At 43.7% G+C, this 14,628-nt stretch carries 10 protein-coding genes; 4 read left to right on the top strand and 6 right to left on the bottom strand.

Annotated elements, in window-relative coordinates; translation table 11 throughout:
- Positions 1-35: 35 nt before the first annotated feature.
- The 4 genes from AAY47_RS11065 to AAY47_RS11050 are packed head-to-tail and all read right to left on the bottom strand — an operon-like array spanning position 36 to position 6,835.
- The gene (locus AAY47_RS11065) at positions 36-1,808 is read right to left on the bottom strand and encodes an ABC transporter ATP-binding protein (protein WP_047769821.1); all 1,773 of its coding nucleotides are present in this window, start codon (positions 1,806-1,808) and stop codon (positions 36-38) included.
- A 2-nt stretch (positions 1,809-1,810) separates the two neighbouring features.
- Entirely contained in the window at positions 1,811-3,595 is a 1,785-nt protein-coding gene (locus AAY47_RS11060; RefSeq protein WP_047769819.1) for an ABC transporter ATP-binding protein, read from the bottom strand.
- A complete protein-coding gene (locus AAY47_RS11055; RefSeq protein WP_047769817.1) occupies positions 3,585-4,856 on the bottom strand; it encodes an MFS transporter in 1,272 nt (423 codons plus the stop codon). Before AAY47_RS11055 ends, AAY47_RS11060 begins: the two co-directional genes overlap by 11 nt.
- Positions 4,853-6,835, bottom strand: a complete 1,983-nt coding sequence (locus tag AAY47_RS11050; RefSeq protein WP_053014262.1) for a TonB-dependent receptor — start codon at positions 6,833-6,835, stop codon at positions 4,853-4,855. Before AAY47_RS11050 ends, AAY47_RS11055 begins: the two co-directional genes overlap by 4 nt.
- A gap of 321 nt (positions 6,836-7,156) precedes the next feature.
- Here AAY47_RS11050 and AAY47_RS11045 point away from each other — a divergent pair, with 321 nt between their 5' ends.
- On the top strand, positions 7,157-8,137 hold the full coding sequence (locus AAY47_RS11045) for a helix-turn-helix transcriptional regulator (RefSeq protein ID WP_047769815.1): 981 nt from the start codon (positions 7,157-7,159) through the stop codon (positions 8,135-8,137).
- A gap of 316 nt (positions 8,138-8,453) precedes the next feature.
- On the opposite strand, the gene dsbB is transcribed toward AAY47_RS11045, so the two are convergent.
- Positions 8,454-8,972 carry a disulfide bond formation protein DsbB gene (gene dsbB / locus AAY47_RS11040; RefSeq protein ID WP_047769897.1) on the bottom strand — a complete coding sequence of 173 codons (519 nt, stop codon included), beginning with the start codon at positions 8,970-8,972 and terminating at the stop codon, positions 8,454-8,456.
- Positions 8,973-9,064: 92 nt separating this feature from the next.
- On the bottom strand, positions 9,065-10,609 hold the full coding sequence (gene nhaB, locus AAY47_RS11035) for a sodium/proton antiporter NhaB (protein ID WP_047769813.1): 1,545 nt from the start codon (positions 10,607-10,609) through the stop codon (positions 9,065-9,067).
- A gap of 277 nt (positions 10,610-10,886) precedes the next feature.
- Here nhaB and fadR point away from each other — a divergent pair, with 277 nt between their 5' ends.
- From fadR to alr, 3 genes are all read left to right on the top strand, one after another.
- Positions 10,887-11,609, top strand: a complete 723-nt coding sequence (gene fadR, locus AAY47_RS11030) for a fatty acid metabolism transcriptional regulator FadR (protein WP_047769895.1) — start codon at positions 10,887-10,889, stop codon at positions 11,607-11,609.
- Positions 11,610-12,207: 598 nt separating this feature from the next.
- On the top strand, positions 12,208-13,509 hold the full coding sequence (locus tag AAY47_RS11025) for a D-amino acid dehydrogenase (RefSeq protein WP_047769810.1): 1,302 nt from the start codon (positions 12,208-12,210) through the stop codon (positions 13,507-13,509).
- A 19-nt stretch (positions 13,510-13,528) separates the two neighbouring features.
- Entirely contained in the window at positions 13,529-14,596 is a 1,068-nt protein-coding gene (alr, locus tag AAY47_RS11020; protein WP_047769808.1) for an alanine racemase, read from the top strand.
- Positions 14,597-14,628 lie beyond the last annotated feature (32 nt).

Here is a 14,628-nt window from a genome sequence, read left to right as displayed (position 1 = left end):
TAAAATGACAGTACCTGATAAATCAATTGGAAGTGTTACACCTTATTTAAGTGAATACTGGGATGTAAGTGCCAATGCTCTTCTGAGCCAAGGTGATTTTTCCAAAGGGATTGGTAAAGTGGACAACGTTTCAGTAATTCATCATGTGTACCGCTATCACAGAGGGTTCCATGATCCATGACCAATATTTGATCAGCACGGGTTATCGTGCTCAGACGATGAGCGATAACAAAAACGGTTTTATCCTGAGTGAGAGAATCAAAGGCTTCTTGTATCAATTGCTCATTTTCGGGATCCAGTGATGCAGTTGCCTCGTCCAGGAATAGCACCGGGGACTGTTTTAGGATCGCGCGCGCAATGGCGAGCCGTTGGCGCTCCCCGCCAGATAACGTACCGCCATCCACACCTAAAGGTGTATCGTACCCTTGCGGTAATGCCATAATTGTATCGTGAATTCTGGCGAGGCGGGCAGCCTGTTCCAGCGCTGATTGTGTCGCATTTGGATCACCCAAACGGAGATTGTTGGCGACAGTATCCTGAAAGAGTGCGGTTTCCTGGAATACCATTGTGACGGTGTCGTACAGCGCTTGAGTCTGGTAATGATGAATAGGGTTTCCACCCAAACGGATTTCACCTTTATCCAGTTGATAGAAAGCGAGTAATAAGTAGGCCAGCGTGGATTTACCACTGCCACTTGGCCCCACAATCGCGGTCATACTGCCTTGTGGTGCATAAAATGACACGTTCTGGATAGCGGGCTGGTGAGTACCCGGGTAGCTAAATGAGATGTTGTTAACTTCAACATCATATTTATTTGGTGCGGCTAATGGCCCGGAAGTTTGCGTTGCAATCGCTTCTATTTCTGCAATATGTGTTTCACCGACTTGTGTCAATGCGGTCACGTTGAGCAGGGGAATGATCCCGCGTAAAGGGGTAATCGTGGCGAACAACAATAGAATAGTGATCAGCATCTCAGGAAGAGTGAGTGCTTCATTAAAGCGTAAAGCTCCCGCCAGAATGCCAACCACCACGCTGGTATCAATAATGATGTAGAACAGACTCAGCAACGGTATGCTTTTGAATATGCCACGGCGGAATGCGGCACGTAGTTGTTCAATTTCCCGGTCAAAACGTTGTTCTACCGTTGTGGTCGCAGCCGCTGCGCGAATAAAAGCCATGCCCTGAGCATATTCTACGATTGATTCGGAGACATCAGCCATCATCGCAGCCCGCCGACGCAGTATTTCATTAAGTTTTTGCCGGATACCCCCCAGGATCAGTAATCCAACCATCAAGACTAACAGGGCACAGCCAGCAACTACCCAGTCGAACCAGAATAAAGTCAGATAGATAAGCGCCAGCATCATAATCTGGCAGGTGATTTGTGGGGTGGTATAGGCTGATTGATTTTCCTGCCATTGCACATCTTCGGATAACGTCAGGGCTATTTTTCCGGCACTTAATCCGCGAATTGTCGCTACGGACATACTGACAAGCCGTTGTAGCAAAGCGCGACGGATTTCTATTCCCAACCCATAAGCGGCAATGGTGAGTTTACGTAATGCGCGAGACATAAAAGCGAACCGCAGCAACAGTAAAACAACTAATAGTGTCAGCGTGATAAGTGGCAGCATAGCGTTGCCGCTTTCTTGCAGATGATTTTCCTCCAGATGAGTGATAGCCCAGGCGGCGATAGCCAGTTGAGCCATAATCGCAATGGTATCAAGTTGTTTATATAACAACCCGCCAAACCAGACCCGTTGTAGCTTTGCAGACAGATGTTGTTGGAGACGATGAAATAATCCCATGATTAATTTACTCCTGTTCCGGTCTTTTCCCCCCGCCAGGCTGCCCACTGTTTGGCATACGCGCCTTGCTGTGCAACCAGTTCATCATGAGTGCCTTGCTCAACGATGTGTCCTTTATCCAGAACCAGTATTTGATCAAGGTGACGGGTGGTTGGCAGACGATGGGCGATAACAATTACTGTCTTATTGCGGCATAACGCATTGAGTGCTTGTTGCATCTCTTTTTCACATTCGGGATCGGCATAGGCGGTGGCTTCATCCAATACAAGAATGGGGGCGTTTTTCAGGATAGCGGCGGCAACGGCGATACGCTGTTTTTCTCCTACAGACAAGCTGATACCGTGGTTAATCACGGTGTTGTAACCTTGTGGTAACTGTTGGATGAATTGATGGGCTTGTGCTGCGAGGGCCGCCGCTTCAACTTCTGTTTGTGAAGCATCAGGACGGGCCAGGCGGATATTATTGGCTATCGTATCGTTGAACAGAAACACCCGCTGGAACACAAAAGAGATGTTATTACGCAGCGTGGGTTCATCCATGTTGCGGATATCAACTCCCCCAACAGTAATTTTACCTTGTTGAGGATCCCAAAGACGGGCAATCAGGCTGGCTATCGTGGATTTGCCAGAACCACTGGCGCCGACCAGAGCGAGTGAACTGCCGGCAGGGACGGAAAATGAGAGGTTATTTAAGGCATTGTCCTGCTTATCCTGATAGGAAAAGCTGACATTATGCAAAGTCACAGTATGATCGGCAGGAGTCTGGCTTTGAGTACATGGCGCTAATTCAGGTTGATTCATTAGCCAACGATAACGTGTGATTAACGCCTCTTGCTGCTGCAAACGTGTCATCACAGAGAACATGGATGACGCAATATTGCCGAATGCCATAGCAGCCAGAATAAAGAAAGTGAACTCGAATAAAGTGATCTCTTGTCGGTTAAATAACCCGATCGCTAAAGGGAGGACAAACAGCAAATTAGCACTGGACAGCACAAAAAACCGGCTGGATTTAACCTGCACTTTCTCAATCCAAACATCAATAATTCGCGTCAGCGCGGTAAATGCGTCTTCTGCTCGCTGTAGTGCAATATTGCCGCCTGAATAGGTTTTTACTACAGGAATTGCGTTGATAACTTCACCCATTGTCGAAGCAATACGATTTTGGGCGGCGTAAAAACGCTGAGTCGTAGTTTGAACTTTCATCTGAATATAAATGAATAATAAGCAGGCACCCAAAGTTGGGGCAAAAGCCGCCAATGCTAATCGCCAATCAATGGCTGACATCACACCCAATGCAATCAATGGGCCGAACAAGGTTGCTGACATTTCTGGAATAATGTGGGCAATACCATCTTCAAGCTGTTCGACGTCATCTAGCATCATCTTCTTTATTTCAGTGCTGTCAGTCTGCATAAAGAAGCCCAAGGGAACAGACTTCAATTTATTGCTGATATGACGACGAATATCAGCCTGAACATCGGCAGCGATCAAATGGGAGACAAACGTTGAACCACTGAAAGTCAGCATAGCGGCAAAGGTAAAGCTTAATAACATGATGCCGTAATTCAGTAAGGCGTCATATTGCCCGTCATAGAGAGATTGGGTAATCAGACCGGCAATTGCCGCCGGCAGTATTTGCAAGCCTGCGGAAACAACCGCCAGTGCAATGGCAACATAACTCAGCGTGCGGTATGGGCGCATCATCGCCCACAATGTCTTAATGACACCGGCGTCAGCCGCACGCTGCTCGGGAGAGTTTTGAACAGAAGGGTCATTACTGAGCATAGGTGTTTTCCTTTTGGAAATCGTGGCGCTTACGTAATGTCCAGAACAAGCCTGCGAGGGTGAAGAGTGATGCAAGCGCGAAAAGAGAGGCATAGCTTGCTTTGGTCACAATCAATCCACCCAGTATTGAACAGATGATCGCAATGCTCATATCTGCGGATTGCATCAACGCAAAATCCACACCAGACTGTATGCCGGCCGCCAGAGACATCATTTGGGTATACAGGGCAACAAATTTGGTGGCGGTGATTAACGTAATAAAAACGTATGCGGCTGAAAGCAGGGATAGGGGAGTTTCTGGTTGTTGGGCAAGCCAAAAAATACTGACTAATACCAGACATTCAAGCAGCATTACCGCCAATAATGTCTGGACGGCACCTAACTTACGTACCACGATGCCACCAAGCAGGACACCGGATAAACCGGCTAATGCCCCCCCACTGGCAGCAATGATGCCTAATTGGGTCAAGTCTACGCCGCGATCGACTAAAAATGGGGAGAGCATACCGAGTGACAGGCGTGTCCCAATCATACACAACAGTATTAACATCAGCGCTTGTTTAACCGGAGTACGGCGTAATGCATCCTTTAGCGATGGTTTTTGAGATAGATTTGAAGATGCTGTACTTGGCGTTTTTGACCCATTTGATTCTCCCTGCCCCTGCGTTTTCCGAATGAACAAGACAGGCAGCGACATTAATAGGATCGCTATAGCTAACATGCCTGCACCAATGTGCCAGCCATACAGTGAAGTAAGATATAAAAACAGGCCGCTGCCGATCATAGCCCCCAGATAACTGCCCCCAACCTGCATGACGTTGCTCCAGGGGCGATGCTGTGGTGATAATCGGTCAATAGCATGACCATCCGTGGTGGTATCTACCACAGTCAGGCACAGCGTAATCAGAAACAGAGCCGCGATAATGAGCGGCATATGTTCAGCAGGTTTTGCCAATGATATTGAACCAAAAAGCAGGACAATTAACAGATTGCCGCAGAGCATGAGACGGCGGGGGTGAGTATCCCCCGAACCTGATTTGCGATAGCGTTCTACAACGGAAGCCCAGAGGAATTTAAATGCCCAAGGTAGCATCAATAGATAGAGTAACCCTATCTTATCTGGGGTAACACCGTGGTTGCGTAGAAATGCCGGCATGCTTTGTAACGTTAACATACCAATGGTACTTTGGATGGTGTAAACACCCGCCAAAGTCAAAAGTAGTAACGAGATGTGACGGCGATGTGAGGTATTGTGCATCATAGTGCAACGCTCACATCCAGCCCCACATTCAAGCCCTTACTTATCATGCTGTGCGTACCGTTCATAAGCTGGAAACTAGAGACACGGTACTGTTTGTTACCTAAGTTTTCGCCATAAAGTTTGACATTGATGCCATGATCCATTTCTAAACTGAGTGACGCGTCATAGAGAGTATATCCCCCTTGTTCAAGGGTATTCGCTTCATCAAAGTAGCTTTTTGAATAATAGCGAGTGGCGGCATTGAAATAGAGGTTACCCGGTAACAATGTTTGATCAATCAGATAGTCGAAACTTGCATTAAGCATGACATCTGGTGCATAAGGCAGGCGTTTGCCTTTATAACTTACACCCTGTGTTGTATCAGTGAAATTTGACTTACCTATGCTACCACCCAGAGAAAGTCTAAGCCCTTGCATTGGCTTAATCTGGCTGCTCAGTTCAATACCTTTACTTTCTGCTTTTCCGGCGTTGCGGATAAATTGCCCTCCCATAGGTCCAACATAGATCTGCTTATCTTTGGAACGGATGTAGTAAACCGCACTGTTTAGTGTCATTGCGTTATTAAAGAACGAGGTATGCCAACCGAACTCATAATTGCCTGAGGTTTCGGTATCATAAGGCTTTCTATTATTGATGGAAGAAACGATGTTGTTGAACCCGCCCGGTTTGTATCCTTTGGTGGCAGAGAGATAGAAACGGCTATCAGGTGTCAATTGCCAGCCCAGAGCTGCTTTAGGTATAAATTCGTTGCTGGAAACCTGATTATCAAAAGCGTCAATCTTCATGATGTCAGATCCTGAATAATTGATCTGGGATTTTTCATGTGACAGACGTCCGCCAAGGGTAAGATCCCATTGAGATGCAATGGGTAATTTAACTTCACCGAACAGGGCTAGCGATTTTCCTTTGATTTTGTTATGCGCATCATTATAGCGAGTATAATGTTTGTTAGTTTCATCTGAGAACCAGCCACCGAGAACATGGGTAATCCCATTTGAGTAGCTGGAATTTAAACGCAACTCTTGGGTTGTGGCGTGGTGTTTTTCTTTCCATTTACCCCCGATAAAATCACGGAAAATATCGCGATCCTGATAGGCGGTGACACTGGTTAATACGTTGTTGCCAAAATCATATTCCGCTTTGAGGGCATAACTGTTGACGCGTCGTGTTAAATCCGGGATAGGGCCATCATATTTTTTCTGCCGGAACTGTTCGTCAGTTAAATAAAGCTCTTCATGTGAATTGAGATCTTCATGAGCAAAGCTAAGTTCAGCGCTGAAAGGAGAATCGTCTGGTGCAAATGTCAGCTTTCCTTTACCGAGCCAGGTTTTGCTGGCATCAATATTTTTATCACCGCGATTTGGTGCATCAATTTGTCCTGGCTCTTTTACCCAGCGTAGACTCATGCTGCCATAAAGCATGTCTTCAATAAGCGGCATTGAACCGCTGAAGGAACCGCCTTGTTTTAACTTGGAATAATGACCAGAAAGGTTAAGCCAGGGACCTTCTTTCGGAGAACGGGTGATAATATTGATAACACCGGCCTGAGCGTTGCCACCATATAAAGTGCCTTGCGGACCACGTAATAATTCTACACGTTCTACATTGATTAACTCTTGTGTCAGAAACTGGTGATCCTGAGGAACACCATCAACATAAATGCGAATGGAAGGTGAATAGTAATCGGGTGAACTGATACCCCGAATTGTGGTCGCTGAATAGGTTCGGTTACCGCGAGAGCGGATTTGTAAGCCAGGGAAAGCGCGTTCAAGATCCTGTACCTGAGTGATACCCGTTTGCTCAAGTTCCTCGCCAGTTTTTACCAAAATGCTGCCATTAACTTTATTTAATGCTTCTGCTCGTTTGTTAGCCGTCACAATCAAAACATCTTCTGTGGCTTTGGGTGAAGGCTCCGCCCAGGCCACAACAGGTGTGATCAGACAACATAAGACAGACGCTTTCGCATATTTTTTTTTCATAAATACTCTTTATGCCTTTCCAAATCATGTTTTAAAAAGATCAAATGTGGTAAACCAAACAAGTGTGGTAAACCCGGAAACATATCTGATGAAACTAACTGGAATAGAAAAGAAGAGCTAACGGGATAGGGACAAAAATAGCGCGATACGTACTATTGATAATGATTCTCATTAATGATAAATTGCGTGATATTCACATCTGTATATAACTATATAAAATAAAAGAATAATGTCTTTAATACGCATAACATGCTGTTTTTATTTTGGAAAGCGTTTTTTTTGAAATGATGGGTGTCTGATGCTAATTTTACAGAGGATTTCATGAAGACGATCTATAGCGAGACATTGGGAATTTTCACGGCGGGCCATAGCAATAATAGGCATTCGCCAGCAGAGGAAAATAACACAACGCCTTTATTGCTGACCGAGGAGCTTTCTGATGGAATTCACATCAACCGTATCCATCTTGAATTAAGCCAAGATTTTACAGAATATTGTGAAGGACCGCCAACAGTGTCAATAGCTTTTGTTCTCAGTGGCAAGGGGAAAATGGCAATTGAGAATGGCGAGGTTTTAGATATTAATCCGGGAACGATGGTATTTTTTTATTCGCCTACGATGACGCGGGGTATGAATTTCTTTGGCTGCGGAATCTGGCATATTCTCGATATCCGTTTTTCTCTGAACGAAATTGAAGCTCAGGAGTTACCATCGTTTACCAGGTTAACGGCTGGTTTTGAGAAAAACGCGAGTTATAGTGATGCCTTGATGATGGCTTGCCCTATCTATCCCCCCTTTATGCAGATAGTGAATCAAATAGAAGAATGTCAATTAAACGGGAGTGTCAGAAAGGTCTATTTAAAGGCAAAGGCGTTAGAAATACTCGCTTGTGTGGCAGCTCAAATTTATGATTGCCAATATAATGTGATTAGCGGATTGCAGCGCCGTGCTGTTTATAATGCGATAAAAATAATTAATAACGATTATCATTACCCCTGGACTATAAAATTGTTATCAAGAGCCGTGGGGTTGAATGAGCGGAAATTAAAAGAGGGATTCCGGGCGGTTGTTTTCCGTACCTTCCATCAATATCTGGAAAACGTTCGTATGACCACAGCGGAAGATTTATTGAAGAAAGGGATGAATGTCATTGAGGTTGCTGCCGCAGTGGGTTATTCCAGCCCAAGTCATTTTTCTAAACGTTTCCGGCAACATTATTTAATCAACCCTAAAGCATGGCAAGCAAAATATGCTGTGAATCACACATTACTGAAAGAAAGTATTACAGCGGAAAGTCAGTAGAAATTTCGGGTGTGGCATAAGGTTGTTAATTGGTAGGAACACCAACGAAACACTAAATCGTTGTGGCTACCGTGCGGTTTATCCCCGTGCTTACGGGGAACACTCTAATTTTATCTAACTGTTTTATAAAATATTTTTTCGACTTAAAAAGTCTACCATTTTTTCAGCCTATAAATCAGTAAAATTTATCTTTCCGTTTTTTCTGATTTATAATCTGCAATCCAGATCGCGTTTTTTATTATGGTGATAGAGAACTGAATATAGGAAAGGTATTAAAGGAGCCTTTAGCGACTCCTTTGGGGGCAAATTTTTACTCTTAAGATCTATCCTGAATCCGAAAAAATTGGCTCACTAACACCAATATACTCACCAGCAGATAAGCGGCAAAAATGCCAATTAGCCATTGCGGCATATCCAGCGTTAAAAATTCCCACTGTTTCATCGAACAATCCCCAAACGCCTGAAACACCGAGGGTAGCCAATCATTCAACGGTAACCAAGATGGGAATTGGACAAGAAATTCACAAGTATTAAACGGAGAAGGGTATAACTGCATCATGGTGTGATCCCATGCCAGTTGTAATCCTTGCCATGCGCTATAAATCCACAACAGGATCGCCAACCAGCGCAAAGGCGTTTTAGGTGCGATTGCACCGAGCAGCGCCGCACCTAGAATACCAAACAACGCAACACGCTCATAAATGCACATTACGCAAGGCTGTAACTGCATCACATGTTGAAAATAGAGTGCTGTCGCTTCCAGGATAAGAGCTGTCAACGCCATCAATATCCATGCGCCTCGCCCTTGGGAACTCTGATTTAAAAATTGAAACATTTTTTTTCTTCCCATCTTTTCAATATAAATAACGGGGTTATTGTGCAAAACCACACCATCCGGCAGGATATAACGATAAATTCAGTCTCCAATTATAGTGGGGTGATCAAACCAAGTTTGATGAGATATTCAGTGGCTGGCACTAACCAGAATTCAACACACAACAGACCCACTAGTGTCATCACAACGGTATAAGGCAAGGCCATTATTACCATGCGACCATAAGAGAGACGGATCAATGGAGATAAGGTAGACGTTAGCAGGAACAGAAAAGCGGCCTGTCCATTAGGGGTTGCTACGGATGGTAAGTTAGTTCCTGTATTGATAGCAACGGCCAAATACTCGTATTGCTGTTGTGAAATCAGGCCACTTTTCAGGGCGTTCAGCGCTTCATTAATGTAAACCGTACCGACGAAAACGTTATCAGAAACCGTGGAGAGTAATCCGTTGAACAGGTAGAATAAGGAAAGCTGTGAAGCGGGTGAAGACTGCAAGACAAATTGAATAAATGGCGTAAACAGTTGTTGGTCAACAATGACGGCAACCACAGAGAAAAACACGGTCAACAGGGCAGTAAACGGTAAGGCTTCCTCAAATGCTTTACCTAACGCATGTTCTTCGGTAATACCACAGAATGCAGTCGCTAAAATAATGACTGATAGGCCAATCAAACCCACTTCAGCCAAATGAAAAGCCAGGGCGGCAATCAGCCAGATGCCGATTAATACTTGAATAGCAAGCTGGGCTTTTTCTTGGCGGGTACGTTTTTCACTGGCTTTTTGGTCGTAATCTTCCAGAACAGAGCGAACACGCTCAGGCAATTCAGCACCGTAACCGAATAATTTAAAATGTTCAACCAGCAAACAGACCAGCAAGCCACAAATAAACACAGGAATGGTGACTGGCGACATACGAATAAAGAATGTGACAAAATCCCAATCAACATGTTTGGCAATAATCAGGTTTTGGGGTTCACCAACCATAGTCATCACGCCGCCCAGTGCAGTACCAACCCCCGCATGCATCATCAGACTGCGCAGAAATGCCCGGAACTGTTCCAGCGTCTGTCTTTTATCCTCACTGTCAATGTACTTATCATCATTCAGTTCAGAACTGCCGTTGTGGGAAAGGAATCGGTGATAGATGGCGTAAAACCCGATTGAAATACTGATGACAACAGCAATTACAGTCAGGGCATCAAGGAAAGCGGATAAGAAAGCACTCGCCAGACAGAATGCCAGTGCCAGCATTTTCTTGGAGCGGATACTCAGTAGCAGCTTTGTAAAAACAAACAGCAATAATTGTTTCATGAAGTAAATGCCCGCAACCATGAAAATCAGCAATAAAATGACTTCCAGATTGTTGGCAATTTCATGACCTATTTGTTTTGGCGAAGTCATTCCAATGATGACTGCTTCAATAGCGAGTAATCCTCCAGGTTGCAGAGGATAACATTTTAATGCCATTGCTAGTGTGAAGATAAACTCAACGACGAGCATCCAGCCAGCAACAAAAGGGTTGATAAAGAAGTAGACCAGTGGATTGATAATCAGAAAAACAATGATAGCCAGTTTGTACCAATCCGGCGAATTGCCGAGAAAGTTCTTCACCACTGCGCGTTGGAGACTGATTTCCATTATTATTAATATTCCTCTTTGTGGATATGTAGAAAAAATCTAAGTAGCGATAAATCAAAACGACCACTATAGAAACATATCGGAGCGGTATTGTACGCTCAATGCGATAGCAATTTAAGGGCATTAGCGAATAATTAATCTACCAATGATCGCATTTTTTATGAACCCTTTCACTCTTTCACGGTTTATTTACCAGGTAACTATGTCGGGCAAGCACATTCTGGTATCATCAACCGCTATTATTAGCCAAGAAAACTGCTTTGGAATAATTAAAATTATGGTAATTAAGGCTCAAAGTCCTGCGAGTTTCGCGGAAGAGTATCTCATTGAAAGTATTTGGAATAATCGCTTTCCACCCGGCTCCATACTGCCAGCAGAACGTGAATTATCTGAATTGATCGGTGTCACCCGCACGACCTTGCGTGAAGTATTGCAGCGCCTTGCCCGTGATGGTTGGTTGACTATTCAGCATGGTAAACCAACCAAGGTTAATAATTTCTGGGAAACATCCGGTCTTAATATTCTGGAAACTTTGGCGCGTCTTGATCATGATCGTGTTCCCCAGTTGATTGACAACTTATTAGCTGTGCGAACCAATATTGCCGCTATCTTTATCCGTACGGCATTTAAGAACAATCCTGAAAAATCATTGGAAATTCTGGCGGAAAAAGAAAACGTGGAAGATACCGCTGAAGCTTTCAGTTCTGTGGACTATGATATTTTTCGTGGTCTGGCTTTTGCGTCAGGAAACCCAATTTACGGTTTGATTATTAACGGGCTGAAAGGGTTGTATACCCGTGTTGGTCGTTATTATTTCTCCAGTCCTGAAGCACGTAATTTAGCGTTGAATTTCTACCAGCAGTTAAGTTTATTATGCCGGGAAAAAGCCTATGACAAGATCATGGGTTGTGTGCGTAATTATGGTAAAGAGAGTGGCATTATCTGGCATAGTATGCAAAGTATTATGATCAATGAATTGACAGAAAGATCAACGAATTAACAGAAAGATCAACGAATTAACAGAAACACGTCTTAAGTTGGTTAAACTCTTCGTTTTTTGTTTGCCTCGCGATTGGTTACATTTATTTACCCCAGTGATGTAGTTATCTCATAATTAGGTCATATAATATGCAATTATATGATGCATCATTATCTATGTTTCTGGGGCATTTCTCTGATCATCACTTAACACGTGTGTGCTATTTAGAAAAACGCCCAACTGTGTAATGCAGTTTTTTAAATTATTATTCTACTTAATTAATAACGATGCTAGATAAAATTCCAAAAATTTTCATTTGTCTGGAGTTTTATGAATTCTAGCATTGTGAATGCAATGTTTATTTTTTGCCATAAAAAACACTTTAATAAGTAAGAAATGAAGGGATAAACAGTATTTTTATCTTTTTTAACTATTTGATTTATATCAATTTATATTAAAACTCTACGCTTTTTGAAGAAATGTTTTTTTTGTATTTCGTAATGTAAATGTGACTTAAATCCTAAAAGTTAATTAATTGCGTCATGGTCTATTATTCTGTATTGGCTTTTTATGTTTAGCATATTATGCTTGCGGGCATCACTTGCCAGTAGGGGGTAAAATGAAGGTCCTTATTTTAGGCAGCGGTGTTATTGGCGTAACCAGCGCATGGTATCTTGCACAAGCAGGCCATGAAGTTACCGTAATTGATCGCCAGAACAGTGCCGCAGAAGAAACTAGTGCCGCCAATGCCGGTCAAATCTCACCAGGGTATGCGACCCCTTGGGGGGCTCCAGGTATCCCACTAAAAGCAATAAAGTGGGTGTTTCAACGTCACGCGCCTTTAGCTATTCGCCCTGATGGTTCCCTGTTTCAGTTACGTTGGATGTGGCAAATGCTGCGTAATTGTGATGCAGGCCATTATGCGATGAATAAAAGCAGAATGGTACGCTTGGCAGAATATAGTCGGGATTGTATTAAACAATTAAGGGCCGATACGGGGATCCAATATGAAGGGCGCCAGGGAGGAACTCTGCAATTGTTCAGGACCACCAAGCAATTTGATAATGCAGCCAATGATATCAAAGTGTTAGAGCAAGAGGGGGTTTCTTATCGATTATTGACTGCCGGGCAATTGGCGACAGTGGAGCCAGCGCTTGCCAATGCTTCCCATAAACTGACAGGCGGGTTGCAATTACCGAATGATGAAACGGGTGATTGTCAACTTTTTACCAAAACTCTGGCCAAAATGGCAGAAGATATTGGTGTGCAGTTTGTATTCAACAAGCGGGTTAAACAGATTTTGGTGGATGGAAATAAAGTCACGGGTATTCAATGTGATGATGGCATCATGACGGCGGATCACTATGTGGTAGCGATGGGATCTTATTCCACTGAAATATTAAAAGAACAGGTTAAAATTCCGGTTTATCCGCTGAAAGGTTATTCATTAACAATGCCGATCATGGACGAATCAAAAGCACCTGTCTCAACTGTGCTGGATGAAACTTACAAGATTGCCATTACGCGTTTTGATAATCGTATTCGCGTTGGTGGTATGGCGGAAGTGGTTGGATTTAATTTGAATGTCCTCCAGAATCGTTGTGAAACATTAAAAATGGTTGTACAGGATCTATACCATAATGGTGGCAATATTACGGAGGCCTCATTCTGGACAGGTTTGCGTCCTATGACCCCGGACGGTACTCCTATTGTTGGGCCAACCAAATATGCGAATCTTTATTTAAATACAGGACATGGAACACTAGGTTGGACGATGGCCTGTGGTTCAGGGAAGTTACTGTCTGATTTAATTTCAGGCAAAAAGCCCGATATTGCGGCAGATGATCTCTCTGTATCCAGATACATTGATGGCTTCAATATAAAAGTGTTTCCAATGAAGCCTCATTTACACACGGCATAAACTATAAGAAGGGGTCGTCATGCCACGTCCTATTTTGGCAACGATCCATCTCGACGCATTTCGCCATAATCTGTCGGTTATTCGTCAAATGGTGGGTAACAGTAAAATTTGGTCGGTAGTAAAAGCGGATGCGTATGGGCATGGATTGGACAGAATATGGCAATCACTCATGCAGACAGATGGATTTGCACTGCTTGACATGAATGAAGCTATTTATTTAAGGGAGCAGGGATGGCAAGGGCCAATCTTGCTATTGGAGGGTTTTTTTAAGCCCGCCGATTTACAGATTATCAATAAATACCGCCTGACAACCGTAGTACATAGTCATTGGCAGCTTGATGAGATAGGAAAAGCCAAATTGGATACGCCTATTGATATCTATTTGAAACTCAATAGTGGTATGAATCGGTTGGGATTCATCCTAAAAGAGTATCCACAGATAGTTTCAATGGCGAGAAAGGTTAAAAATATTAAGTCAGTGACTTTAATGACCCATTTTGCCAATTCGGATAATGAAATGGGTATTGATGAACAATTCGCGGTTGTTGAGTGTTTGCAAATGAATTCACTGCCCCATTGTCTGGCGAATTCTGGTGCTGTGTTGTGGCATCCGAAAACACATAAAGATTGGGTACGGCCAGGTATTATTCTTTATGGTGTGTCTCCGAGTGGAAAATGGTGTGATATTGCCGATATTGGGTTGAAACCAGCCATGACGCTACAAAGTGAAATCATTGCAGTACATGAACTTCCCGAGGGAAAAGAAATTGGCTATGGCAGCCGCTATACAACCCAAACACCCATGCGAGTCGGTACAGTTGCCTGTGGTTATGCGGATGGATATCCGCGGCATGCCCCAACGGGAACACCTATTATGGTTGATGGTGTTCGTACCCGGTTATTGGGGGCTATATCAATGGACATGATGACGGTTGATTTGACTCCGTGTCCTCAGGCAAACATAGGCAGCATTGCCGAGTTGTGGGGAGAAAATCTACCCGTAGATGAAGTCGCAAACCCGGCAGGAACCATTGGTTATGAGCTTTTGTGTGCTTTAGCGAAGCGCGTTCCTGTCACTGTGGCTTAATCCTTTCTATTTTGAATAATTCAGGCATTTTT

This window comes from Xenorhabdus griffiniae, from assembly GCF_001028135.1.
Taxonomy (GTDB): domain Bacteria; phylum Pseudomonadota; class Gammaproteobacteria; order Enterobacterales; family Enterobacteriaceae; genus Xenorhabdus; species Xenorhabdus bakwenae.
Note: the sequence above shows the minus strand (reverse complement) of the source record. Positions and strands in the feature narration are given on the sequence as shown.